The 25,840-nt window shown below is 44.3% G+C and carries 19 protein-coding genes; 15 read left to right on the top strand and 4 right to left on the bottom strand.

Annotation, left to right across the window (positions count from 1 at the left end; all coding sequences use genetic code 11):
• The first annotated feature begins 637 nt into the window (after positions 1-637).
• Complete coding sequence (locus AC1DPK_RS00805) at positions 638-5,275, top strand: glycoside hydrolase family 3 C-terminal domain-containing protein (protein WP_477508969.1); 4,638 nt, start codon at positions 638-640, stop codon at positions 5,273-5,275.
• A gap of 60 nt (positions 5,276-5,335) precedes the next feature.
• Here AC1DPK_RS00805 and AC1DPK_RS00800 read toward each other — a convergent pair whose 3' ends face one another.
• Positions 5,336-6,883: a response regulator gene (locus tag AC1DPK_RS00800; protein WP_477508968.1), complete on the bottom strand. Its 1,548-nt coding sequence runs from the start codon at positions 6,881-6,883 to the stop codon at positions 5,336-5,338.
• 7 nt (positions 6,884-6,890) lie between these two features.
• Complete coding sequence (locus tag AC1DPK_RS00795; protein WP_477508967.1) at positions 6,891-8,690, bottom strand: cache domain-containing sensor histidine kinase; 1,800 nt, start codon at positions 8,688-8,690, stop codon at positions 6,891-6,893.
• Between the two features lie 171 nt (positions 8,691-8,861).
• Here AC1DPK_RS00795 and AC1DPK_RS00790 point away from each other — a divergent pair, with 171 nt between their 5' ends.
• The 4 genes from AC1DPK_RS00790 (at position 8,862) to AC1DPK_RS00775 (ending at position 13,691) form a co-directional block, all read left to right on the top strand.
• Positions 8,862-10,229, top strand: a complete 1,368-nt coding sequence (locus AC1DPK_RS00790; RefSeq protein ID WP_477508966.1) for an ABC transporter substrate-binding protein — start codon at positions 8,862-8,864, stop codon at positions 10,227-10,229.
• An 87-nt stretch (positions 10,230-10,316) separates the two neighbouring features.
• The gene (locus AC1DPK_RS00785) at positions 10,317-11,198 is read left to right on the top strand and encodes a carbohydrate ABC transporter permease (protein ID WP_477508965.1); all 882 of its coding nucleotides are present in this window, start codon (positions 10,317-10,319) and stop codon (positions 11,196-11,198) included.
• Complete coding sequence (locus AC1DPK_RS00780; RefSeq protein ID WP_477508964.1) at positions 11,195-12,031, top strand: carbohydrate ABC transporter permease; 837 nt, start codon at positions 11,195-11,197, stop codon at positions 12,029-12,031. The genes AC1DPK_RS00785 and AC1DPK_RS00780 overlap by 4 nt, the downstream gene beginning before the upstream one ends.
• A gap of 94 nt (positions 12,032-12,125) precedes the next feature.
• Entirely contained in the window at positions 12,126-13,691 is a 1,566-nt protein-coding gene (locus tag AC1DPK_RS00775; RefSeq protein WP_477508963.1) for an alpha-L-rhamnosidase-related protein, read from the top strand.
• Positions 13,692-13,892: 201 nt separating this feature from the next.
• Here AC1DPK_RS00775 and AC1DPK_RS00770 read toward each other — a convergent pair whose 3' ends face one another.
• Positions 13,893-14,351 (bottom strand): Lrp/AsnC family transcriptional regulator, encoded by a 459-nt coding sequence (locus AC1DPK_RS00770; RefSeq protein WP_477508962.1) that lies wholly within the window; start codon positions 14,349-14,351, stop codon positions 13,893-13,895.
• Between the two features lie 176 nt (positions 14,352-14,527).
• Here AC1DPK_RS00770 and AC1DPK_RS00765 point away from each other — a divergent pair, with 176 nt between their 5' ends.
• Positions 14,528-15,697 (top strand): serine hydrolase domain-containing protein, encoded by a 1,170-nt coding sequence (locus AC1DPK_RS00765; protein ID WP_477508961.1) that lies wholly within the window; start codon positions 14,528-14,530, stop codon positions 15,695-15,697.
• A gap of 35 nt (positions 15,698-15,732) precedes the next feature.
• The gene (locus AC1DPK_RS00760; RefSeq protein WP_477508960.1) at positions 15,733-16,941 is read left to right on the top strand and encodes an MFS transporter; all 1,209 of its coding nucleotides are present in this window, start codon (positions 15,733-15,735) and stop codon (positions 16,939-16,941) included.
• Positions 16,942-17,137: 196 nt separating this feature from the next.
• Here the strand turns inward: AC1DPK_RS00760 and AC1DPK_RS00755 are convergent, their stop codons facing one another.
• On the bottom strand, positions 17,138-18,190 hold the full coding sequence (locus AC1DPK_RS00755; protein ID WP_477508959.1) for an oxidoreductase: 1,053 nt from the start codon (positions 18,188-18,190) through the stop codon (positions 17,138-17,140).
• Between the two features lie 155 nt (positions 18,191-18,345).
• On the opposite strand from AC1DPK_RS00755, the gene AC1DPK_RS00750 reads away from it, so the two are divergent.
• The 8 genes from AC1DPK_RS00750 to AC1DPK_RS00715 all read left to right on the top strand — a co-directional run bounded on the left by AC1DPK_RS00750 (position 18,346) and on the right by AC1DPK_RS00715 (position 25,721).
• Positions 18,346-18,789: an Lrp/AsnC family transcriptional regulator gene (locus AC1DPK_RS00750; RefSeq protein ID WP_477508958.1), complete on the top strand. Its 444-nt coding sequence runs from the start codon at positions 18,346-18,348 to the stop codon at positions 18,787-18,789.
• Between the two features lie 138 nt (positions 18,790-18,927).
• The gene (gene selD / locus AC1DPK_RS00745) at positions 18,928-19,977 is read left to right on the top strand and encodes a selenide, water dikinase SelD (protein WP_477508957.1); all 1,050 of its coding nucleotides are present in this window, start codon (positions 18,928-18,930) and stop codon (positions 19,975-19,977) included.
• 27 nt (positions 19,978-20,004) lie between these two features.
• Positions 20,005-21,060, top strand: coding sequence for a tRNA 2-selenouridine(34) synthase MnmH (mnmH, locus tag AC1DPK_RS00740; protein WP_477508956.1), 1,056 nt, complete (start codon positions 20,005-20,007; stop codon positions 21,058-21,060).
• Between the two features lie 53 nt (positions 21,061-21,113).
• Entirely contained in the window at positions 21,114-22,235 is a 1,122-nt protein-coding gene (locus AC1DPK_RS00735; protein ID WP_477508955.1) for a cysteine desulfurase family protein, read from the top strand.
• 123 nt (positions 22,236-22,358) lie between these two features.
• Entirely contained in the window at positions 22,359-23,345 is a 987-nt protein-coding gene (locus tag AC1DPK_RS00730) for an aldo/keto reductase (protein WP_477508954.1), read from the top strand.
• Between the two features lie 84 nt (positions 23,346-23,429).
• Positions 23,430-23,819, top strand: a complete 390-nt coding sequence (locus AC1DPK_RS00725; RefSeq protein ID WP_339204343.1) for a MerR family transcriptional regulator — start codon at positions 23,430-23,432, stop codon at positions 23,817-23,819.
• A 136-nt stretch (positions 23,820-23,955) separates the two neighbouring features.
• Positions 23,956-24,471 (top strand): GNAT family N-acetyltransferase, encoded by a 516-nt coding sequence (locus AC1DPK_RS00720; RefSeq protein ID WP_477508953.1) that lies wholly within the window; start codon positions 23,956-23,958, stop codon positions 24,469-24,471.
• A 17-nt stretch (positions 24,472-24,488) separates the two neighbouring features.
• The gene (locus AC1DPK_RS00715; protein ID WP_477508952.1) at positions 24,489-25,721 is read left to right on the top strand and encodes an aminopeptidase; all 1,233 of its coding nucleotides are present in this window, start codon (positions 24,489-24,491) and stop codon (positions 25,719-25,721) included.
• The last annotated feature ends 119 nt before the right edge of the window (positions 25,722-25,840 follow it).

Below are 25,840 nucleotides of genomic sequence, written 5' to 3'. Positions count from 1 at the left end.
ACAATTTAAATATGCTGATTTGCTGTCGAATTGGCATTTAAGTGATGACTGTGTGCTTGCGATTCTAACGAACAGTATGACGCTTATTATGAAGAAAACTAATATTCTTACGTTTTAGCGAATCGTATTAGCGTTATTGCATGCTGTTTGGGGTGTTTTGCGTTGTTTTTCAACAAATAATGATTCTGGAGTTCGTTAAACTTCTAATCGTTAATAAATTGGCGAAATAAGAGCTGCTAGGTTCGTAAGCGAGGTACCTGGCACATAGAAAAACACAATGCACAACGAAAAGTGCAGAACATGCCTAGGACTAACTTTTCCACGAGACATTATGTTAATTGTAGAACACTGACAATGAGCTTTTTGCATAGTCGTATTATCATCAAATTTCATATCTTGTTTTCGAGTATTCGAATGAAAAAGCAACTTTTTCAGCATGTTGTAGAAAGATATGGTTATGAAACCCGGATGGAAGAGGTGGGGAGTGCCTCGGGGGTTGGTGGTTCTACTGAACTGAAAATCTAAAATTACTGCACCAAAAGGTAGAAACAAAGTGTACTCTTGGCAATTGTATAATGAGCTTGGGTCACTATTGAAAGCGATTGCAAAAAAATGAGAGAAGAGAGGGAGCGAAAAAATGAACTACAAAACCCAGCATAGAAGGGGTAAGAAAATGCTGTCTTTGGTGCTTGCAGGGGTTCTTGCCACAAGCATAACTGCAAACGCCGTCCAGCCAGTTCAAGCAGCAGCAAATGTTGTATTTAAAACGCAGAACGGAGGAGTCTTTGACGGGATGCCGTTATTTGATGGCAATCCGGAGCATTTGGATGCGTATGTGGATACGTATTTTGATTATACGGGGCTCGAGGGACCCGCTGTTTATGTAACAGGCTCACGCAATCATTATACGCTGACACAAGGGCGAAATGCCGGGAAAATCATTCCTGGCGCACTTGCGGCCGCGGATAATGTGCAAGGGGTGTCAACGGATTTCCCAGCGCTGGTAGGCATGGGACAATCCTGGAACAAGGAGCTGCTCTCCAATATAGGGAAGGTAGTGGGCAGTGAAAAAATCAGTTTACTTAAAGTAAAACAAGGAGAGTCCAATATTCATGGCGGTACGAATGCATCGGCTACTGTTGCTTTTACAGTGGTCAGCGACATGCGTATCAACCCTTTAAGCGGAAGATTCGACGAGGGCTATTCTGAAGATCCTTACATGGCAGGGACATTAATAGATAAGATGGCTTCGGGACTTAGCGGCATAGACCAAGCGGCAAGCGATGACGGATTCTGGATGCGTGCAGCTGTCGGTACCAAGCATTATTCTGTTTATAACGCGCAATGGTTCCGTGAGACTTCAAACAATAGCGCCGGGGCAAGAGCGATGTTCGAGTACCAGACACGCAGCCCACTTAAGGGTCTGGAATCGGGCTCAATTGCAGGTGTTATGACTTCATATGGCCGTACGAATGGGATACCGAATATTTTATCTCCCCTGCAGCTGCATGCGAATGATTTCTCGAAGTACGGCGTTTACAGCTCGCCAGACTTTAACGCGGATGCCCATGTATCGAGTTCAGGCAATTTAAGCAACGGCTATGATACTAATTATGCTGTCGACCGTACGCATGCAACGGTACTGATGGCGCTGGCTGAAGCGAATGCCGGAAGGCCGTCAGGTACGACGCCTGCCGATGTGCCGGATTTGGTTGCACTGGTAAATAAAGGGGAGTATGGCATTACCGCAGAGGATTTAATTAAGGCAGCAAGGCCTCATGTGAATCAAATGGTACGCGTTGGCATTTTTAATGAAGTCAATGAAAACGGAATACCGAAATTTTATCCGTTTGCACAGGATGCTAAGGATGTGCGTACGACAGCGGCAGCAACTTACAGCTTGCCGGAGCATCAGCTAATTGCACTTCAAGCAGCGCAAGAGAGCATTGTTTTATTGAAAAATGACGGTATTCTGCCGCTGGCCAAAAATAAAAATGCAGCGGTATCCGGTATCTACGCAGATGCGAGATTTAAAACGACTTATTCAGTAGGAACAACTCCTGCGCTTCCTGAATCGGGCGTATCTCCGCTGCTCGCGATTATTAATGCGAATGGATCTAACCATGTTACTTACGATTCAGCGAGCAAGGTTATCGCACTTACTGCAATGAATAATAATCAGACCGTTACCGCTAATGTGTATGATCCTGCAGCTAATACGGGAGGAGCTCAGCTAGTAACGACAGCGGACCAGCTTAATGTTTCCGATCCTGCCCAGCTATTCCGGGTCTTCGATTGGGGACAAGAAGGGTACAGCTTGCTATCGCTCAAAAACAACCGCTGGGTGACATCTCCGGCCAGTAATAATGCAGCGGTAGGCAATACGGATGGAACAACGCTCAATTTAACCAACAATGATTGGGATCTTGCAGCGATGCTTGGGAATACGAGTGCGATCCCGCCAAGAATTCGCATCGAGCAAAACGCTGACCAAACCATATCGCTTGTAGCGAATGGCTATAGAAGCGGCTTCTCCGGTGATTTTACAAATTGGTATTATTCAAATGGACGTTTTATTACAGCAGGTGCAGATGCCAAGCTGAAAACAGCAGCTGCGGTACTCGGAAATGAATCGAATGCAGCTATTCGCAGTGCAGATGTGAAATTTAAAGAAACGGTTGTGAAGGAAGTCGGACAGGATGCTGTTGCTAGGGCGGCGACTGCTGATTATGCCGTAGTATTCGTGGGAGCAGTCCCGCGCCATAGCGCAGGGGAAGGCAATGACCGCTCCAGCCTGTACATGGGCGATGCCGATTACGAGCTTGTAGACAAGGTGTCTGCTGCTTTCGCGGCGAAAGGCAAGAAGACGATCGTTGTTGTCAAAAGTAGCTTTCCAGTTGGGCTTGAGGAAATTCAGAACAATCCGAATGTCTCTGCTATCGTGTATCAGCCATATGGGGGGCAATACGATTCACGGGCACTGGCTCAGGTGCTTTATGGCGATTATGCGCCAACGGGCCGCCTGACGTCCACTTGGTATTCAGATATGTCCGCTTTCCCGGCAATAAATAAATATGTTATTCCAGAGGGTAACAAGACTGCATCAATGGCTACCATTGATCCGCGTTTTACATTGGACATGACGAATGCCGATCCTATGGAGTCAAAGCTTACTTATATGTACACGGATGCACCAATTACGTATCCGTTCGGATACGGCCTCTCTTACAGCAGCTTTATATACAGCGATTTGGCAGTGCCAATGAGTGCTAGCGGGAATGAGCCGTTTACCGTTTCTGTAAAAGTGAAAAATGCTGGCGTTGTCGATACTTCAGAAGTCGTTCAGCTTTATATTAAAAACAATCAATCAGGCTATGGCGGCTCTGCTCCGAAGAAGCAGCTCGTCGCGTTTGAGAAAATCGCTTTGGCAGCAGGCGAGAGTAAAGTGGTTACTCTGTCTGTTGACCCTGGTGACTTCGGCATCTGGGACGTGAATAAAAATAGCTTCATTGTAGAAAATGGTGCATACACGTTAATGGTTGGCGCATCCTCCAAGGACATTCGCGGTGAGAAGGTCCTTGCAATTAATGGAGATGCGATTGCACCGCTGCAGGTCTATAAACCGTTTAATGTGTTCGACCATGCTTATGCCTCCCATGAAGTCATCTATCATGARGTTTCTAAAGAACGCACTGCGCAAAATCTGAAAGCGAAAAAGGTAGTCGGAGGTTATTATGCCGTCCGCTCAAAACAAAACGGTTCCTACGTAGCGCTGCCGAATGTGGATCTGACAAATGCAAAAAGCGTTAAAGCCTCGGTAGCTTCTGACGCAGCGGGAGGAATAATTACATTACACGCGGATTCCCCAAGCAGCGCCCCGCTCGCGATGATTGAGGTTCCGGCAACAAAGCCTAGATCCTATACGATTGCGAATGCATCTGTTCCGGTAACGGAGCTGGCTTATGTCGACGTAAAAGCAGAATTGAGCAACACGAGCTTGAAGGGCAAGCACAATCTCTACGTTGTGTTCAAAGCCGCCGATCTTCGTATTGACAGCTTGGCGTTTGAGAGTGAACCCGTAATCAGCAGCTCTAGTCAGCTTACTGCTGCCCAAATAAACCCTGCCGTTGTTGTGAAGAGCGACGGTGCTCCTTTTGGTGCAGATGCCTCCAATTTGGACAATTGGAATATTGTTTCTGCTGCCAGCGGCTTAACGTTAGCTTCGGTCACTCCAGCGGCATCTGGCTTAGAAGCCACGCTGCAGTTCAGCGGAACTGCGAAAGCTGCAACAATCGCCATCCAATCGAAGGCAGCTTCCTTCGACGGCAATTTGACAAACAGCAATACGTTGACACTAACGATTGCAAATTCTTCATCAGGAGGCGGTAACACATCTGGCACTGGTACGCCTAGCATAGAGCAGACGGTTACGATTACAGCAGCAACCGCGTCCGATACTGCTAAGGTGAAGAATATCAAGGCTGAGGGCGTTACTGTAGTTGGGGCGCCAGTAGGCATTAAAGTAAAGGATTTGAAAGGCTCTTATGTAACAGCAACGATTTCGATTCAGTCTGAAGCAGGCAAAAAGGTGACCGCACTGGCGATGGTTGCCGATGACGGCACGTTAACACCGGTGCCGAGCCGAATTACAACAGATACGAGCGGTAAGTCGATCATCAAAGCGCTTGTATCCTTAAGCGGCACTTATGTGACTGTATCATCGGAGCGTGTGTTTACTGACGTTCCAGTTAAAGCGTGGTACGCAGCAGAGATTGCCAAAGCAAGCAGTCAGCTTTTAATCAATGGTGTGACATCATCTACGATGCAACCGGGAGCTTCAACAACCAAGGCACAGACGCTGATGGCAGCACTTAACGTGCTTGGCATAACGCCGGTAAAAAACGCAGCGGATGTGAAATGGTATGATGAAGTGGTCAGAACTGCAAGTCAGCATAGATTAGTTAGCTACACAACACTAGCGATAGATACGCCAATGTCTCGTGAAGGCATGGCTGACGTACTCGTCAATGCCCTTCGGTATGCTGGTCTCGACATCACGCTGAGCGAAGGGGAAGTGAGCAAGCTGCTGCAAGGCTTCTCGGATACTGCGAGCATATCCAAGGAAAACCGAACAGCAATGGCGGTCGCTGTTAAATACGGTATTTTCAAAGGGAATTCGGCGCAGCAACTGCTGCCTTCAAGCACGATTACGCGTGCTGAGTTGGCTGCTGTCGCGATCCGTACCTACAGCGTAATTATCGATCTCATTTCCTAATATTAAGAGATAGGAGAATAGCCTGCACCTCGTGAGAGGGCAGGCTATTCTTACTTAGCTTTAGCTTTTGCGAAATTCTTCTGGCGTCTGGCCTGTCATTTTTTTAAATACCCGAAAAAAGTATTTGGGATTATCATAACCTAGCTGCTTCGCAACCTTGTATATTTTGTCATCGGTGCTTTTTAATAGTGTTTTGGCTTGCTCAATGCGCAGTTGGTTAATATAGTCGGTAAAATTTTGCGCAGTTTTTTCTTTGAACAGGAAACTTAAATAGCTTGGATTAAGATAAAAAAGAGATGATATTTTTTCCAGTGTTAAATCCTTGGTGTAATTTTTGTGTATATACGTTTTAATATTATCGATCATGTTTTCGGAGGAGTAAGCTGAGTTTTCCTTCAATAAATCGGCGGTACTCATTAAGACAGTGAGCAGGTACTCCTGAATGGAAATCAGATCAAAAGAAATATTAAGCACGGACTCCAGGCTTGAGGACGGCGAGCCGTCTTCATGCGTTTGGAGGTAGGCCGAAAGTATTTTTTTGACCTCTTGAATCATATCTCTGCTTTGCTCCTTTAGCTGAGCAAGGGAGACGGCAGGCTGTCGTATATAAAAGGCGAAAAAATCAAGTACCAGCTCTTTCACCTTCGCGGTTTGACCTGATTCAATCAGGAACAGCAGCTCATGAGTCCGTTCCCACAGCATAACATCCGGTAAAAGTCTTTGTTTGTTGTAAAGATAGCAGCGCCCAAAATCGGTAATCGACCGCTGATCCAATGCGGCAATCGTTTCATGGTGTGCTTGGCGCAGCATACTTAAATGGTGGACAACAGTACTTATGCCTACGCAGCCTTCGCTGCCCTTCCTTACACTAACGGTGTGGATAAGCTCCGCTGCCGTTCTTTCGGCATGCTTAAGCATCGTCGTGACTGATCGCTCCTCCGTAAACGATAGAAGGATGAATGCGAGCTTATCGCTTTGGGAATGCGGGATATAAATATAATCCTGCTGAAGCCCGATCATAGGCTGTTGAATCGAAGCTGGCGCATAGAGCGTCAGTAAAATATGTGCCGAAGCAGCAGACACTTCCTTTAGCCGCGCCGATTGGAAGATGGGCAGCTTATCTTTCTGCTGAATCCCAATTAGGAGATGCAGCAGCGATTGGATATCGGAATGATAACTGATGTGCTCCTTTTCAGCTGCTTTTAGTACTACCTCCTGCTTGACGTTCCGCTCCTTCTCAATAGCATCGATCGCTTGCTCCAGCGTGCGATGAATCTCTTCCCTGCTAAATGGTTTCAGCAAATAACTAACAACTTTAGCGGATATCGCTTCTTTCATATATTCAAAGTCCGAATGTCCGCTAATAACGATCATTTTTTTGTCGGGATATTGCTGATGCACGATTTTCATTAATGATTTTCCATCCATTTCAGGCATGCGCATATCCGTAAAGATAATATCCGGGTCTAGGTGCTGAATTAATTCCAGCCCATCGGCACCATTGTCGGCCTCTCCGGCGAATGTGAGCTTATGCTCGAAGGATTGAATTTTTTTGAGTAGTCCCTTTCGTATTAAGGGCTCATCATCTACGATAATGAATGAATACATCTGGCGTTCACCTCTTCTCCCAATTCGAAGGAATTTTGATTTGAATGGTTGTGCCTATGTTTTTTTCGCTTTCAATGGTAACGCCATCTTCGATTCCGTAATAAAGAGTGAGCCGAGAATGGACGTTCTTTATACCAATACTTTGCTTGGTACGCTGCCCAATAGACGAAAACTCAGGCGGCTGGGCGAGCAGATTCCGTAGCTCCGTGACCTGCTCTTGCGACATGCCTGCACCGTCATCGCAAATTTCGAAGATTATGAGTTCATTGTGCTGATAACCCTTGATCGTGATTCGACCTTTGCCACGCTTGTTCTCAAGGCCGTGATAAATCGCGTTTTCCACGAGTGGCTGCAGAATCAGCTTCAACATTTTGGTTTGCAGTACTTGTTCTTCAATTTCTTTTGTAAATGCAATTTTTTCGCTATAACGGATTTGCTGAATTGCCATATAATTGTCCACGTGCTGGATTTCCTCGGCAGCGGCAACCAGCTCGCTATCGGTTTTAATACTGTACCTAAACATATCACCTAAAGCTTTGGTCATAACAACGATGCTTTCGACTTCTTCGATTTCTGCAATGCTATTGATTGATTCAAGCGTGTTGTACAAGAAATGTGAGTTGATTTGAGCTTCCAGCGCCTTCATTTGCGAATCCATGGTCAAAATGCGATTTTGGTAGCTCTCGCGAATATGGGTATCAATATCCTTCATCATCTTGCCGTACTCATAATACAGAATCCCAATTTCATCGACTCTTTTTTTGTCGGCTTCAATCATGACGAAGCGCTGCGATTTGTTTTTGCGCATCAGCTTTGTTAATTGAATGATCGGCTTTGTAATTAAATTAGAGAGGAAGAAGGAAAGAAGTAGAAAGATAATGGCGCAGGAGGCCGATACATAAATGATCAGCTTTTGCGATATGCCGTATTGTTCATACACTTTGGCGACCGAAATATTGGCAATGACCTTCCAATTATTGCTTGGTACAGCTTGAATGACTGTTAAGCTTTTGGAATCTGTGAATTGCTGCTTAGAGCCCGTCATCGCCATAGACTTGCGGAGCAGTCCATCCGGCAAATATTGACCAATGTCACGATTAGTGCCGTCATATAATATTTTCCCCTGCTCATTTGCTAAATAAATATTTGATATGCTTGGGGCTGGATTCCTGTTTAAGCCTGCAAAAATGTCCATGCTGCAATCCAGCATAAAAACGCCTAAAAATTCATTGGAATTGGGATCAAAAAGCGACCTTGAAAAACCGATTGAAGATTTGGCATTAATGATATAGGGCTTTACACCAACATCGCCGATGTAAAGCTCTCCTTTGCTTGCAACGGTCTGCTTGTACCATTCGTCGTTGAAGGGAATGTAATCAACCATTAAGTCTGTTCCATTTCCGTAGCTAATGAATTTTCCGTCGGGCGTGAATAGGTAAATTCCATTAATGTAATTATAACCCAGTAAAATATTTTCGAAAATCAGCTTCAGCTTGGCTCTCGTAATGAAAATCTCGTATTGGTTGTTCGTATTTTGCAGCTTCCTCAGCTCATCGCTGACTGTACTGTAAGCGGTTGCAGTGGATGACTGCTGCTGCACAGTAATTGAGATCCGGTCAATATTTTTCAAGATTTCCTCAATGCTTTTTACCGAGTTGTTGATCGTTGTGGATGCAACAAGGGAGGTCTGTTCATTGACAAGCCGGGTATAGCTGCGATAAGAACTGACAGTAACGACAATAATAGGCACGATGGATACGAGAACAAGAACAAGAAACAGCTTAGTTTTAATATTAAAAAAGAGCATACACGTATCCTCCTTGTTTGTCTAATCTAAAAATAGTGCACCAAATGAGCTAAAGCATTTATACTGTTTCTCACATTATTATAAAAGTGTGCTTAAGGCAATAGCGTCTCATGAAATGGCAGGAGAGAGTAAGTCATTACCACAAACAATAAAAACAGGGGGAAATGCAAAATGAAATCAGTAAAAACAATGGGGCTCGCTATTTTAGTATTTTGCTTCGTTCTGCTCAGTGCTTGCAGCTCCAACAATGGTACTTTGAACGCGACGAATACGCCGGCAACTAATGCAGGCACCAACGACGCAGGTGGTAAAAATGCAGGAACTGATTCTTCAGAGCCGATTACGTTAACGATGATGATGTCTGGCAACAAAGCGTCGGAAGGGGAAGATTTCGAGCTCGAGACGTTGCCGCGTCTCGTGAAGGAGAAATTCCCGAACATCACGCTTGAAGTACAGAAGCTTCCCGATGATCAATACAATACTTCGGTGCGTACAAAGCTTGCAGCGGGACAAGGGCCGGATATTTTCTGGATCTTCCCTAAAAATGCAGCAGGCGGAGTCATCGATTTCGCTAAAGCGGGTTTTGCTGCTGATCTGTCCGATTTAAAATTCTGGGACAATATCGGTGCTGGCGCTAAGGAGGATATGTCCTATGACGGCAAGCCTTACGGCGTCGCTGAAGGTCTTGATTACCTAGGCGTTTACTACAACAAGGAAATGCTGGAGCAAGTGGGTGTGACCGAATTCCCGAAAGACTGGACATCCTTCCTTGAAGCTTGCCAAAAGCTGAAGGATGCAGGCATTACGCCGATCGTGCTTGGCGATAAAGACCCTTGGGTCATTCAATTCGGTATGTACCCGATTGCAGCAAACGTGGTTTAYCCGGATGAAATGGATTTTGATGTAAAAGTGCAAAATGGTGAAAAATCGCTGAACGACCCTAAATGGGTGAAAACTATTTCGATGTACAAAGAGCTGTATGACAAAGGTTATGTCGTGAAAAATTCACTTGGAGTAGGCAGCGCGCAGGCTTCCCAGTTGTTCATCGATGGCAAAGCGGCTATGACGTTTACAGGCACATGGGACTACGCTTCTATGACGTCGAAGGGCGCGGCGGAGTTTAATCGCGGATTTGCTTCTCTTCCAGGCAATGACGCTGGCAAACCAACGTTTGTATCAGCGGCAACCGCTGCTGGCTATGGGTTAAATGCAAAGTCCAAAAATCTTGATGCAGCTAAAGAAATTCTTAATTATCTGTTCGACGGTGAATCGGAATTGTTTAAAGCTTATGTTGCTTCCAACAGCTCCATCAGTGTATACAAGGATGTTCCTTTGACAAACGAGTTGTTCAAGGACGTCAACGATAACTATCAAACAAACGGCAATTCGGTATACTTTAGCAACCAAATGTGGCCTGCAGGTGTTTCTGATGTGATGCAAGCCAAATTCGCAGAAATCATTGGCGGACAAAAAACGACGCCGGAGGATGTTGCGAAGGCGATGGATGAGAAGTTCCAGGAGCTATGGAAAAATAAATAATCTTTAGAGTGAATGGGTAAGTAGTAGCGGAGGGAAGACGACTGTCTTCCCTGCCGTTATGAGGTTAGCTGGAGAGGATGGAGCAACATGAATTCGACCGTAATGAAAAAAACAATGTACTTTTTTGCAATACCGGCCCTCATTTTTTATTTAATTTTTTGGATATTTCCGATATTGAGATTGTTTCAATATAGTATCACTGATTACAACGGTTTCGCTCAAGCGTACAATTACATCGGACTAGATAACTACAAAGCACTATTTAAAGGAGATACACTAGGTATTTCCGTCAAGAATACGTTGATTTATACGCTAGTTACAGTGGTGCTCGGCAATATCATTGGTCTTGCACTTGCACTTCTCTTAAACATGAAAATTAGAGGGAAAGGGATTTATCGCTCCTTGTCTTACATTCCGACGTTATTCAGCGCAATCGTTGTCGGATTCATTTGGAGCTACGTATACATGCCGGATTACGGTATGATCTCAACCTTCCTGGATAAATTCGGCATAAATGACGACAATCTAAATTTCCTAGGCAGCTACTCCTCAGCACTATATGCCATCATTTTTGTTGAGATATGGAAAAATATTGGAACAACAATGATTATTTTCCTTGCTGGCTTGCAAACCGTCCCTAATGATTTGCTCGAAGCAGGGAAAATGGACGGTTGTGGCCCTTGGCGGCTGTTGCAGCATGTGAAGCTGCCGCTGCTTGCGACTGCGATAACGATTAATGTAACGCTTAGTCTAATCAATGGATTGAAGGCCTTCGACTTCCCGTTTATTATGACAAACGGTGGTCCGGGCACTTCTACCAATACGTTGATTTATTCCATCTACAAGATGGCTTTTACGGAGCAGCTGTTCGGTAAGGCATCAGCGCTTGGCGTTATTTCCTTTGCCCTGATTATTGTGCTTACTGCAGCATTTGTTATCCGCATGAACAAACGGGAGGTGTCGGCATGACTATCGGTTCTTTGACGAAAAAGACACTGGTTCAACTGGGCGTCATCGTTGTGATGGCTGTTAATTTGATCCCGCTCATTATTGCATTGTCGACTTCGCTTCGTGATCCAAAAAATAATGCCAATCCGCTAAACTTGTTTAGTGAAATTTCTTTTGCAAGCTATCGTACTGCCTTTGAACGGATGCATTTTCCGCAAGCACTTATGAACAGCATTATACTTACAGGACTTTCTGTTATCTTCGTCGTACTGCTGGCAGCGATGGCGGCTTACCCAATGGCGAGGCTTAAAACCAAATGGAGCAAATTTTTATATTTGTTTTTTCTCTCGGGACTGGTTGTGCCCTCACAGATGGTGCTCATCCCGATCGTGCAGATGATCAATTCGCTTCATATACCGACTTCACAGTATACACCGATACTGATGTTTATTACATGCAGTCTTCCTTTTTCCACATTTTTGTATACAGGCTTCATTAGAAGCGGCGTACCGGAAGAGGTGGAGGAAGCGGCTCATATTGATGGAGCGGGGTTGTTCCGCAGGTTTTGGCTGGTGGTATTCCCTCTGCTTATCCCGGTTACGGTGTCGGTCATTATTACACAGGGTGTATGGATATGGAATGACTACTTCTTTAATATGATCTTCATCTCCCGAGCGGCTGAATCCCCATTGCCCCTAGCTATGCTGGGCTTTCTCGGTGATCAGCAAAACCCTACGCAGTGGAATGTGCTGTTTGCTGCCTGTTTCCTGTGCGCGCTGCCGCTCCTAGTTGCTTTTCTGTTTTTGCAAAAATACTTTGTGGGCGGGATGACGGTTGGAGCAGTCAAAGGCTGAGTAGCAAACCAAGTGGAGAGAAAAACTCCCCCCGATCTATTTTGACCGCAGGCCTTACGATTATTAGCCTTCAGGCAGAAGTGGAGATAAGGCAATGAAAACGAAACAAACGAACCAACCATTCGTGGACTTGGCGGAGACGCTGATTCCACATTTATATGAAGAAAAGGTTTTTCCTACAAGCCTGATTGACATTGTGAAAGACACAGACGCCTTTCAGGGCTGGCGGACAGTGCGTATCGATTCGATTGATGAGCTAGCCAATCGAGTATTATCCAAAGGAGACAGCGTAACGCTCGATTTTGGGGTTCATCAGGTTGGGTACCTTACGCTCTCAATTAACAATGTACACAGTAATGCGGATGCGCCGCTTCGGTTAAAGCTCATATTCGGTGAGATGCCTTGTGAGATCGGAGAGGACTTCGACAATTATGAAGGCTGGCTCAGCCGGTCTTGGCTGCAGGATGAGACGATCAATATCGACGTGCTGCCAGGGATGGTAACGCTGCCAAGGCGCTATACTTTCCGGTATTTGAAAATAATCGTACTGGCCACATCACAGCGGTACAGCGTTTCATTTTCTGAGATTTATTGCAAGACCGTAACCTCAGGTGATGTCTCGCAGGTCAAGCCGCTTCCGGACGGTATATCCAATGAGCTAAAGGTGATGGATCGCATCGGTATTAAGACACTTCAGGACTGTATGCATACTGTCTTTGAGGACGGTCCGAAGCGGGATCGAAGGCTTTGGATCGGCGATCTGCGACTTCAAGCGCTAGTAAACTATGAAACGTTTAACAGCAATGACCTTGTCAAAAGATGTTTGTATCTCTTTGGCGGAATGCTGCTTGAGGACGGACAGGTAGGTGCTTGTTTATATGAGAAGCCTGCACCTTTTGTAGATGACATCTATTTATATGATTACTCGCTCTTTTTCGTTGCCACTTTATATGATTATTATGAAGCAACCAAGGATCGTATTACGCTAAATGAGCTGTGGCCGATTGCAGTGGAGCAGCTTCGAATTGGGTTGAAGCGACTGGATGAACGGGGAATCGTAACGGATGATGATACATGGTACTGCTTTCTTGATTGGCATGATGAGCTGAACAAGCAGGCAGGCGCGCAGGCCGTTCTAATTTATTGTCTTAAAAGAGGACTTGCACTAGCTGAGAAGCTGGGTGAAGGTGAAGCGCATGCTTTTATTTCGTCGGCAATCCAGCAAGCGACGGACGCGGCTATGACGTTTCTTTGGGATCAAGATCAAGGGTATTTCACAAGCGGGCCTGGTAGTCAGATATCTTGGGCCTCACAAATTTGGATGGTGCTGGCAGAGGTGATGGATGCGGAACAAAATGGCATGCTGCTTGATCGTTTATTCGATCGGCCTCCGGCAATTGCGATGTCGACGCCATACCTTTATCATCATCTGATTGAGGCACTGCTGTTGAGTGGAAGAAAAGAGAAGGCAATGTCCGAAATGCGCGCCTATTGGGGCGAGATGATCAAGGATGGAGCGGATACCTTCTGGGAGCTGTATAATCCTAGCGATAAGAAGCTGTCGCCGTACGGCAGCAATTTAATCAACAGCTACTGTCATGCATGGAGCTGTACTCCGACTTATTTTATACGGAAATACTTTGTAAATGACTACAGCTAGAAAGCTATTCTCTAGGAGGAGAGCCTCTCAACTCGATTATAAAAAAGAGAGGATATTGGAACTAATTTAAAGTGCATCCCTAAAAATGGACATTGAAACAAACCTCAGGTTTATTCGATGGAATTTTAGGGACGCATTTTTTTGTGCTGCTATCAAAGGGGCAAAAGCTAAGGACATATCTTCTATTTCGAAAGGGACGGATTAACTCAGCATATTGGAGTTGGCATCTATAAGCGCGGGGATAAGAAATTTATGATCGATAGGCGATGACATGACAATTAGAATTGTATAGGTTCCGTATTTGTCACATTGATTTCCGAACTCTTCAAGAGCTTGTGTGGAGTCGGTTATTACTTTCAATAAGTAATTGTGTTCTCCGCTGATGCGGTAACATTCTACGACTTCAGGAGCAGAGCGGCAGAACGCAAGGAATGCATGACAATCTCTTGAATGAAACAACATGTAGGCTGATGCATGTTTACCAATTTTATCAGGAGAAATAACGGTGCGATACTCACTAATAATTCCTTTTTCCTCCATGCGCTTAACTCTTTCTGTTACTGCGGGCTGCGATAAACCGACGCTTTTTCCAAGTTCAGTCATAGAAATTCTCGCTTGGCTTTGGAGATGATAAAGTATTTGCTTATCTACATGGTCCATACAAATCTACTCCTTTAAATTTAAGGTATCCGTTATAAACTAGCTTGGCTTTAACCGTAAAAAGGCGAATCTAACTTCGTTCCCTTATGTAAGCTCGATAACTTATTTTATATAATATACTTACAATAGTAAAGTGTATAAGGCTTTAACTATTTCGAAAGGATGAACATCTAAGTATGTTGCATACAAACAAGTTTAGTACAGAACGATTAGCAGGTAGGATCGATGAGGTCATCGATCGAACGCTTGCTGATAAGCGGTTGGTCGGTGCTGTCATTAAAGTGGCGATAGACGGGGATGTGGTTTATAGCCGCGCTGCGGGTTATGCCGATCGTGAAATGAATCGGCTCATGCGTGAAGATGCATTATTCCGGCTAGCTTCTGTTACCAAACCTATCGTTACAACAGCTGCCTTAGCATTAGTTGGGCAAGGCCTACTCAAGCTGAATGACCGTGTTGATCACTGGCTGCCAAACTTTCAGCCACGTCTCCAAAATGGTGAGCTTGCCCTATTAACGGTTCGTCATTTGATGACGCACACTGCTGGGCTGACCTATCGGTTCTTTCAAGAAGAAAATGGTTCTTATCATCAAGCTGGCGTATCGGATGGTATGGATCAACCTGGCATCAGTTTGGAAGAGAACCTGATTCGTTTAGCTTCTGTACCGCTCCTTTATACGCCAGGCACCAAGTGGAAATATTCGATCGCGACAGATGTGCTGGGCGCAGTAATTGAGAAGGTTACAGGAACACCGTTAAGCGAAGCAGTGCATTCACTTGTGACAAAGCCAATTGGTATGAGCGATACTAGCTTTATTGCAATCGCCCCAGAACGTCTTACTACTGCTTATACTAATGAAGTTCCAGAACCACGGCCTTTGCTTGAGCACGATAGCATTCCCTTCTTAGAAGGAACAGCGGGCTTCCGTCTTTCCCCGCGCCGGGCACTTGATGATACGGCTTATCCTTCTGGGGGTGCTGGCATGATTGGAAGTGCAGACGATTTTTTGGTGCTGCTGGAAACATTACGGAATGGCGGAGCTCCTCTGCTGCCACAGTCTCTTGTTCAGGAGATGTCCACAAACCAGATTGGTGATCTGCCAATGGATTTCTGGCCGGGGAGAGGCTTTGGCCTAGGCATTACGGTGCTTAAGGATCCAGTGTTAGCAAACACTTCTGAATCAACTGGTACATGGCGCATGGGTGGCACCTATGGTCATTCGTGGTTCGTTGATCCTGATCAGCGTCTAAGTGTGGTGGCGTTCACCAATACTGCACTCGAAGGCATGTCAGGTCAGTTTACCGTTGACCTTTGCGATGCTGTTTATGACGGGCTTAATAAATAGAGATCGAACATAAATAAAAGAGAGGTACTTTTATAATGAATTCAAACCCAGCTTCTGTTACACAGAGTGCTTCCAGCGCAGTTCCTTCAGAACGTCTCCCGTGGGCTGGATTACTCGCCCTTGCGATGACGGGGTTTATTTGTATCCTAACTGAAACGATTCCAGCAGGCTTGCTGCTGCAAATAGGTCATGGACTTGGAGTATCGGAAGCCTTTGCTGGTCAGCTTGTCACCTTGTACGCCCTTGGTTCACTGCTGGCTGCGATTCCCCTAACGACCATGACGCGCGGCTGGCGGAGAAGGCCGTTGCTGCTTATGTGCATTCTTGGTTTTCTCGTCTTTAACACAGTTACCACTTTTTCTTCCAACTATACACTGACGCTGATCGCTCGGTTTTTCGCGGGCGTTTCTGCGGGTGTCTTATGGGGCATGATAGCAGGTTATGCCCGCCGTATGGTGCCGGAATCACTCAAGGGAAGAGCTATGGCAGTGGCCATGGTGGGTACACCTCTAGCGCTGGCGCTTGGTGTCCCCGCAGGAACTTGGCTTGGTTCGCTCGTAGGCTGGCGCTTTGTCTTTGGGATTATGTCACTTATGGCTCTGATATTAGTCGTCTGGGTGGTTTGGAAATTACCGGACTATCCAGGAGAATCGCCAGGTAAAAGACTCTCGTTATATAAGGTATTTGGTATGTCAGGAGTACGTCCGGTACTGTTTGTTGTTCTTGCTTGGGTGCTTGCACATAACATCTTGTATACCTATATTGCACCGTATCTTGCTCATGCTCGACTCTCTCATCGTGTAGACTTGGTACTGCTTATTTTCGGCATAACAGCGCTTGTTGGAATTTGGATCATCGGTGTTTTGATCGACCGGAAACTGCGGCCACTCGTTTTGATTAGCCTGCTTGCTTTCGCCATCGCATCCATCGTATTAACCTTTAGTAATAACCAACCGATCGTGATCTACCTAGTGGTTGCTGTATGGGGGCTGACGTTCGGAGGCGCGGCGACATTGCTGCAGACAACCATGGCTGAAGCTGCTGGCGAAAGCGCAGATGTGGCCCAGTCTATGCTGGTGACGGCATGGAACCTAGCCATCGGCGTTGGTGGCGTGTTGGGCGCTATTCTTATAGAAACTGTAGGTGTCGGTTCTTTCCCGCTGTCATTGCTTATTCTTATCGTTCTTGCACTACTAGTCGCGTGGCGTGCTAAAGAATACGGATTCCCTTCAAAGAGGCATTAGGTGTTTATTATGAATTTAATCAGCTGAATGATTTATGCGAGTTTAAGTTGTTACTTGCTTCAGAGAAGAAAGCCGTCAGACATGAGCTGGCGGCTTCTGTTTTTTTATGGTGATTAAGGATGGGGGGATTGCTGTTTATCGCAAACGCATATTCTAGTCTGCATTTTTTAATCTATAGTGATTTATTAGTAACGTATTAGACAAGATGTTTAAGATGAAGTGCAGCATCATACGGTGTTATGCTGGTTCCGGCCTTCAAACGCTGAACAAAATCAGGATTGGCGAGGAGCGGCCGCCCGAAAGCCGCTAAGTCTATGGTTCCCGCTTTTATAGCAGCGGCAGCAGATTCATAATCTAAATTTCCTACTCCGATTATTTTACCATTCCAATGTTCACGCACAGCTTGATGAAATGTCATTCCTTTGGTGAATATCTTAGTAAACTGGTTGGTTGAGGGGTGAAGAATCTTAAGGCCTAATGCCTTGAAAATTTGTATATAAGCAGCCATTGTTTGTTCGGGATTATCCCAACTATAATTCGGAATATCATCTTTTATTTCTGAAAAACGAACGATAGTCCTTGGCGCTCCTATTTCTGTAACGACGGCAGTTAGCAGCTCTTTCATGAATGTTAGACGCTGTGATATGTCCCCGCCATAGTTGTCCGTCCGAGTGTTTGTAACCTCTGAATTAAACTGATCGATTAAATACCCATGGGCTGCATGGATTTCAACCCCGTCAAAACCGGCAATTATCGCATTTCTCGCAGCAGCAGCATGCTGTTCAATCACTTCGGAAATTTCGTCCTGAGACATCGCCTCAGGTATCTCATAAGGTTTGCGTAACCGATGTACGAGTCCATTTGCTGCAATGCTAGATGGCGCTTGAGGAGGAAAACCTCCTGTTAATTCATGATGGGTCAGCCTGCCAACATGCCAAAGCTGCGCCACGATCGTTCCACCTTCCAAATGAACAGCATCAGTCACCTTTTTCCATGCTTGGATCTGCTCGTTGGTGTATAGCCCTGATATACCATAGGTTCCTTTGGCTCTTGGGCTAGGGTTTATCCCCTCCGTAATGATCAGACCAACACCGTCAGCTGCCCGTTTACGGTAATATTCTACGACATCTGGACCAACCACTCCTGACTTATTGTCGGCAAAGGAACGAGTCATAGGCGCCATGACTACACGTGATTGAAGCGTCCAATTTTCAATCGTAACTTGTTCAAGCAATTTATTAGATTCCATCTTTATGCCTCCTCAGTGCTTAACAGTTGATTATGCATTAATGTTATAATGGAATCGTTCTATTTTACATAATAAATTCAAGGTATTGCATCATGATTTCCTTTAAAATTGTTTTATTAATGTTATTTGACATTGAAAATAAAGGAGTGACTAGTTTGGTCGATGAACTGGATAAAAACATTATTATGATTCTTCAAGATCAGGCAAGAATTTCAATGACGGAGTTAGGGAAAGCCGTTGCATTGTCGCAGCCAGCAGTAACAGAAAGAGTGCGGAGGTTGGAGGAAAAAGGCATTATTGATCATTACCGTGCTGTTGTTTCTCTTGAAAAATTGAACAAATCGATTGTTGCCTACTTATTATTTCATACGAAGAGCTGCGAAAGTTTTGTTGATCATTGCAAAAATTCGCTTGATGTACTTGAGATGCATCGTATAAGTGGTCAGTACAATTTTTTGGTTAAGGTGATTAGCGAATCATTGCATTCCATGGAAAATGTGATTAATGAAATGGGAAAGTTTGGAGACTCGACAACTTTAATCGTCCTCTCCTCACCTATTGAGCATAGTAAGGTCGTACCTAATATTCAGGATAAATAGATAGAAACCCATATATTCATTTTGAATACATTCCTGACACTAGCTTTAAATATGCCAATATAAATTTGCGTTCCCACTAAACATCAGGTACGATTTTATTATTAATTATTAATGACGAGTAAGAGAGGGACGAATCTAATGCATTCAAACGAAACCATAAAGCTGACATCTTTATCTAGCAAGGGAGGATGCGGTTGCAAAATCGGTCCGGCTGATTTAAAAGAAGTCATAGGAAACCTCCCGCTAGCGGAACGTAATCCTAATTTGCTTGTGGGCATCGAAACAAGCGATGATGCAGGTGTATTTCGAATAAGCGACGATTTGGCATTGGTTCAAACAGTGGATTTTTTTACTCCAATCGTAGATGACCCTTATTCTTTCGGACAGATTGCAGCGGCTAACGCAATAAGCGATATTTATGCAATGGGCGGTAAGCCATTAACGGTATTAAACATTGTTGCTTTTCCCATCGCAACACTAGATAAGCACATTTTAACAGACATCTTACGTGGAGCAGCAGATAAGGTGAAAGAGGCTGGAGCTACCCTTGTAGGCGGACACTCCATTGACGATAAGGAACCCAAGTTTGGACTAGCAGTAACCGGTTTAATTCATCCCGATCAAATTAAAACCAATGCAGGTGCTAGACCTGGAGACAAGCTGATTTTGACGAAGCCAATTGGTGTGGGCATTATGACAACTTCGATTAAGAAGGAACAATTAAGTGTGGAAGAAATCGAGCGTGTTACTCGCGTCATGGCTACATTGAATAAGACAGCAGCAGAAATAATGAATAAATATGAAACGCATGCTTGTACTGATGTAACGGGTTTTGGCTTAATCGGACATGCACTGGAAATGGCTAAAGGAAGCGAAGTAGGAATAACGATTGTAAACGAAGCGGTACCCAAATTGCCTCGTGTCAGAGAACTTGCAGAAAATGGATTTGTTCCTGGCGGCACGAAGAACAATTTTAAGCATGTTGAAAATGATGTTATTTTCCCACAAGCGATGGACCAAGTTGATCGATGGATTCTATGTGATGCGGTGACTTCAGGCGGTTTATTCATTGCGGTTGCGGCAGACCAGTCTGAGCAAATGCTGAATGAGCTTAAGCAAGCAGGTGTGGAAGCAAGTATAGTTGGAGAAGCAACAGAAAGTAATGCTGGCCAAATTGTTGTGCTGTAAGATAAACCATTAAGGAGTCATTAAACTATGTTTCAAGACATCACGATCGAGGAATGTTCTAAGCTTCGGCAACAGGGAGAACTTGTTCTTATTGATGTAAGATCCCCGTCCGAATACAATGAAGCATCAATTCCCGGAAGTCTTAATATCCCTCTATTTAACGATCAAGAACGGGCTGAAATAGGAACACTCTACAAGCAAGTAAGTGTGCAAGCTGCAAAAGAAAGAGGCTTGGAAATCGTATCTGCGAAGCTTCCAACCTTCATCAAAACATTTGCTGGCCTATCCGAAAATAAGGCTGTCTTTTGTTGGCGCGGTGGTATGAGAAGTAAAACAACGGCGACTGTACTATCTCTTATGGGAATTAGGGTCTATCGAATAACGGGAGGATATCGCGCATATCGTCAATATGTTGTTGAACGATTAAACGATATTAGTTACGATCCGCAGTCATTCATCTTACATGGAAACACAGGCAGTGGAAAAACCGCTATCCTGCATAAAATGAAACAAAATGGCCATCCTGTTTTGGATTTAGAAGGGCTGGCTGGTCATAGAGGGTCGATTTTTGGTGGAATAGGTTTAAAAGCGCATAACCAAAAAACGTTTGATTCGTTACTGCTTGATAATATACATGAAAATGAGAAATTTTCCTATGTATTGTTTGAAGCGGAAAGCCGCCGAATTGGCAATATTACGGTTCCGGACCTCATGATGGAGTTGAGAGCAAAAGGGCATCACATTAGCTTGGAGATRCCACTTGAAGCCCGTGTTAATCAAATCATCGAAGACTACAAACCTTGGGAAAATATAGATGAGTGTATGGGGGCATTCCGAAAGATTAAATCCCGTATTCATACCCCTGTTGCAGCGGAAATAGAAGCATGCTTGATGAGTGAAAAATATAATACTGCTGTGGAGCTGCTTCTCACTTATTACTATGACCCAAGGTATTCGCATTCGACGAGCGAACATGATGAACAAATCTCTTCTATTGTGAAGGCAGCAAATACGGCTGAGGCAACGATCAAGATTGAACAGATAGTAAATTCGTTAATGGAACGAAAATCGATGGAGCAATAGCAAATGAAAGGTTGCCGCAAATGATTGCAGGCGAGGGTGCAAAGGAGAAAGCTATGAACCAGATTTATTTGGACTACAACGCAAGTACGCCAATCGCTCCAGAAGTTCTTGCAGAAATGTATCCATACCTGCAAGGAAGCTACGGCAATCCATCATCTAGTCATTGGGCGTCCGTTTCGACAAAGGAAGCTATTTTGGAGGCGCGCATAAAAGTTGCTGCTTTACTCCGTTGTTCTCCAGACGAGGTGATCTTTACTAGCGGGGGAAGCGAATCCAATAATCATGCCTTAAAGGGCGTATTTTTTGCACTTAAAGAAAAGGGTAATCATATCATTACGACAACAGTTGAGCATCCAGCCATTTTGAATCCTTGTTCATTTCTAGAGCGCTTGGGAGCAGATGTTACCTATATAAACGTAGATGAAACTGGCCGCATATTGCCGGAAACTATCGAATCAGCCATTAACAAGCGTACTATTTTAATCTCGGTTATGCATGCGAATAATGAAGTTGGGACGATTCAGCCCCTCGGTGAAATAGCCGAAATAGCAAAAAAACATGGCGTATTGTTCCATACGGATGCTGCTCAATCCGTTGGCAAAATCCCGGTACATGTTGATCAATTAGGTGTCGACTTGGTAACGATAGCGGGACATAAACTATATGCTCCGAAAGGGATCGGGGCATTGTATGTGCGTAGGGGATCCAAGATAGAACCCTATAGTCATGGAGCCGGTCATGAACATGGCATGCGCGCAGGAACAGAAAATGTTCCTTACATCGTTGCATTGGGAAAGGCCGCAGAAATGGCAATGCTCATGCAAGATAACAATGAAATGAGTAGATTAAGCGAGTACTTCTTAGAGCGATTGGTTGCGAAATTTGGTAATCTTATCAAGCTGAATGGTCATCCGACTAACCGATTGCCTAACACCTTGAATATAAGCTTTATAGGTTTGGATGCTAATGAAATTCTGAACAAGATTCCCGAAATCGCAGCGTCCACTGGATCAGCCTGTCATGCCGGTATGACGACAATCTCCCCAGTATTAAAAGCAATGCAGATCGATGAAACTGCGGCCCGAGGCGCTATTAGATTTAGTCTAGGAAAGTATACGAATAAGAATGATATTGATCAAGCAATTATGTTATTGGAAGAAGCCATTATCGTCTAAGCTGATGCAAGAAATACTCTAAACACTTACTACTTTCGCACAATCGCTTGACTTGGAGTTAACTCCAAGGAGTACACTACAGCTGAAGGAAACAATATCTATTTGAAAGTGAGGAACGATTAAATGGAATATGTGAAACTCGGTAATACAGGCTTGGATGTATCTCGGCTATGTCTTGGCTGTATGAGCTTTGGTGTAGCGGAGCGGTGGGTGCATCCTTGGGTACTTGATGAAGCGAGCAGCCGTCCAATCATAAAAAAAGCATTGGATTTAGGCATCAACTTTTTTGATACTGCGAACGTATACTCAGACGGAACAAGCGAAGAAATTGTGGGTCAAGCTTTAAAGGATTATGCCAATCGAGATGAAATTGTTCTGGCGACAAAGGTTCATTTTCGGATGCAAAAAGGCCCAAACGGTGCTGGTCTTTCTCGAAAGGCAATCATGAGTGAAATAGATAAGAGCCTTAAGCGACTCGGAACGGATTATGTAGACCTTTATCAAATTCATCGCTGGGATTACAATACGCCCATAGAAGAAACGATGGAAGCATTACATGATGTTGTGAAGGCTGGAAAGGCAAGATACATTGGCGCTTCAGCCATGTACGCATGGCAGTTCCTAAAGGCATTGCATGTAGCTGAAAAAAATGGATGGACTCGGTTCGTATCGATGCAAAATCATTTAAACCTCATCTACCGTGAAGAAGAGAGAGAAATGCTGCCGCTTTGTAAGGAAGAAAAAATTGGCGTCATTCCTTATAGCCCGCTCGCATCAGGAAGATTGACACGTGATTGGTCAGAAACAACGCATCGTTTCGAAACCGATCAAGTTCAAAAATCTAAATACGATGCGACTGCAAATACTGACCGATTAATTGTAGAGCGGGTTGCAGCCATTGCCGAAAGACATGGCGTTCCTCGTGCTCAGATCGCGTTAGCCTGGGTACTACATAAAGAACCAGTAACCGCACCAATTATTGGCGCTACAAAAATATCGCATCTCGAAGATGCAGCAGCTGCAGTTTCCATTAAGCTAACACCAGAAGAAATTGCATCGCTGGAAGAGCCGTATGTTCCACATCCAGTCGTTGGGCCTATTACGATGTAATGAGTGTTTAATATAAGGAACAACAAGAACGCCCGATTGATTTTTTCGGGCGTTCTTGATCTTAAATTAGGGAGTGAAATCTGCATGTTGATAGCTGAAGCAAGCGCGAAATTTGATTTATCACCGGACACGCTCCGCTATTATGAACGGGTCGGGCTTATTCCACGGGTGAACCGCAATAAAAGCGGAATCAGGGATTATACGGAGGAAGACTGCAGATGGGTTGAATATATTAAATGTATGCGTGGTGTAGGTCTTCCTATTGAGATTTTGATTGAATATGTTGCGTTGTATCAACAGGGTGATGAAACCATCGGGGCTAGGAAAGAGCTTTTAATCGAGCAGCATAAACTGCTAGCCAAAAAAATGGAAGAGATGAAAAAAGGATTAGAACGCATGGATGATAAAATTGCAAGATATGAACAGACAATATTAAAAAAAGAAAAAATGCTAAGTAGATCTAAGACTCAATAGTCTATCGAACCCCTTCGTTTTATTGGCATTGATTCATTTAGGTCTTAACATAAATATTTGGTTAATAGAAAAATTCAGATGAATGTGATAATTTATTAATTATGACTTGCATTTGAAAAGGTGGTTTGTAAACGTTATGGAGCTCGTTTTTCCAAAAGTAGAGACTGTGGAAGAAGTCTCGGTTTTAGCGCAATTGGCATCGGAAATTTGGAATGAATATTTTATAAGCATTATAACAAAAGAACAAATTGATTATATGGTGGATAAATTCCAATCGGATCATGCGATTACGAATCAAATTGAAAATCAAGGTTATGAATATTTTTTCATGAATATACATGGCCATAATATCGGCTACTTGGGGATAAAACAAGAAGAAGACAAGTTGTTTTTAAGCAAGTTTTATATACGCAAAGAGCATCGCGGAAAAGGTTATGCAAGTCAGGCTATGGCGTTCTTGGAAGAGATATGCAAAGATCGAAGGTTAGGTATGATATGGCTCACGGTAAATCGTTATAATGATACAACGATTGCTGTGTATGAGAAAAAAGGGTTTAAATCAGTTCGTACTCAGGTGGCTGATATAGGAAATGGTTTTGTGATGGATGATTTTATAATGGAAAAAGAAGTTGCAATAGAAGAAGTCGAGTAACAAGGGGGTTTTGGTGAATGGAGAAGTTTGAGTTAATGTTGAACAAATATGCTGAATTAGTCGTTAAGGTTGGTGTGAACGTTCAAGTGGGGCAAGTGCTTATCGTACATGCCCCGATTGAAACGGCTGAACTAACGCGATTAATTGTAGCAAAAGCTTATGAGGCAGGAGCCAAATATGTCATTGTAGAGTGGGATGACGATGCCATTACTCGCGTTCGGTATGAGAAGGCATCAGATGATTCCTTCGATTATTATCCACAGTGGCTTGCCGATAGCATGGTGCATTTTGCTGAAGAGGGCGGAGCTATACTGCATATTAAAGTGCCTAATCCAGAGCTGTTTCGCGGCATCGATTCTGCAAAAGTATCGGCTGCGGTCAAGTCCGCTGCTGTCGCGCGAGAAGAATATTCAAAGTATACGCGGAATAGCAAAATTAGCTGGTCGCTGATCAAGGCACCAACTCGTGCATGGGCGGATAAAGTGTATGCCGATCTTCCGGAGGAGCAGCGCGTGGATGCGATGTGGGAAGCTATTTTCCACATGGTGCGAGTAAATACAGATGATCCTATTGCCGCTTGGCGTGAGCACATTAATCATTTGAAAACAAGCCAGGATCTTCTTAATGCGAAACGCTATAAGAGTCTGCATTATCGCGCGCCGGGAACGGATCTGCGAGTACAACTGCCTGAAGGACATATTTGGCGTGGCGGCGGCGGGGAAAATGAGAAAGGTGTTTATTTTGTTGCGRATATGCCAACTGAAGAAGTGTACACCATGCCTCATCGTACCGGTGTGAACGGCACGGTAAAAAGCACATTGCCACTCAATTTGAACGGCAGGTTAGTTGAAGGAATCACGTTTACGTTTAAGGACGGCAAAGTGGTTGCTTATGATGCCGAATCGGGACTTGAACATTTAACTTCATTGCTCGAAACGGATGAAGGTGCATCCTATCTCGGAGAGATGGCATTAGTGCCACATGATTCCCCAATATCGAACTTGAATAGAGTATTTTATAATACAGGCATTGACGAGAATGCTTCCTGTCATTTTGCACTGGGAAGTGCTTATCCTGTCAACCTGGAAGGTGGAACGAAGCTCTCCAAAGAGGAACTACTGGAGCGAGGCGCTAACGTAAGTCTTACACATGTTGACTTCATGATTGGTTGCGCCGATCTCGCTATTGATGGAGAACTGCCTGACGGCACAATCGAGCCTGTCTTTCGTCAAGGGAATTGGGCTTACTAGAAATAAAATGTGGGAAGTGACTGGTTCGTGCGCTCTTGAAGCACTATAGAGAAAGGTTAGCATATCAATTGATGTGCTAACCTTTTTTTGTTAATTACAGTGTTACCTTAGAATAAGAG

Source organism: Paenibacillus sp. 01T424, assembly GCF_056398745.1.
The sequence above is the reverse complement of the archived record's forward strand: the minus strand, read 5'-3'. Positions and strand labels throughout refer to the sequence as shown.

Coding starts and splice junctions, on each gene's coding strand:
- AC1DPK_RS00770 (WP_477508962.1), bottom strand. CDS start 14,351: ATGGACCATGTAGATAAGCAAATACTTTATCATCTCCAAAGCCAAGCG.
- AC1DPK_RS00800 (WP_477508968.1), bottom strand. CDS start 6,883: ATGTATTCATTCATTATCGTAGATGATGAGCCCTTAATACGAAAGGGA.
- AC1DPK_RS00795 (WP_477508967.1), bottom strand. CDS start 8,690: ATGCTCTTTTTTAATATTAAAACTAAGCTGTTTCTTGTTCTTGTTCTC.
- AC1DPK_RS00725 (WP_339204343.1), top strand. CDS start 23,430: ATGTTGATAGCTGAAGCAAGCGCGAAATTTGATTTATCACCGGACACG.
- selD (WP_477508957.1), top strand. CDS start 18,928: ATGCATTCAAACGAAACCATAAAGCTGACATCTTTATCTAGCAAGGGA.
- AC1DPK_RS00735 (WP_477508955.1), top strand. CDS start 21,114: ATGAACCAGATTTATTTGGACTACAACGCAAGTACGCCAATCGCTCCA.
- AC1DPK_RS00775 (WP_477508963.1), top strand. CDS start 12,126: ATGAAAACGAAACAAACGAACCAACCATTCGTGGACTTGGCGGAGACG.
- AC1DPK_RS00785 (WP_477508965.1), top strand. CDS start 10,317: ATGAATTCGACCGTAATGAAAAAAACAATGTACTTTTTTGCAATACCG.
- AC1DPK_RS00720 (WP_477508953.1), top strand. CDS start 23,956: ATGGAGCTCGTTTTTCCAAAAGTAGAGACTGTGGAAGAAGTCTCGGTT.
- AC1DPK_RS00760 (WP_477508960.1), top strand. CDS start 15,733: ATGAATTCAAACCCAGCTTCTGTTACACAGAGTGCTTCCAGCGCAGTT.
- AC1DPK_RS00765 (WP_477508961.1), top strand. CDS start 14,528: ATGTTGCATACAAACAAGTTTAGTACAGAACGATTAGCAGGTAGGATC.
- AC1DPK_RS00755 (WP_477508959.1), bottom strand. CDS start 18,190: ATGGAATCTAATAAATTGCTTGAACAAGTTACGATTGAAAATTGGACG.
- AC1DPK_RS00780 (WP_477508964.1), top strand. CDS start 11,195: ATGACTATCGGTTCTTTGACGAAAAAGACACTGGTTCAACTGGGCGTC.
- AC1DPK_RS00730 (WP_477508954.1), top strand. CDS start 22,359: ATGGAATATGTGAAACTCGGTAATACAGGCTTGGATGTATCTCGGCTA.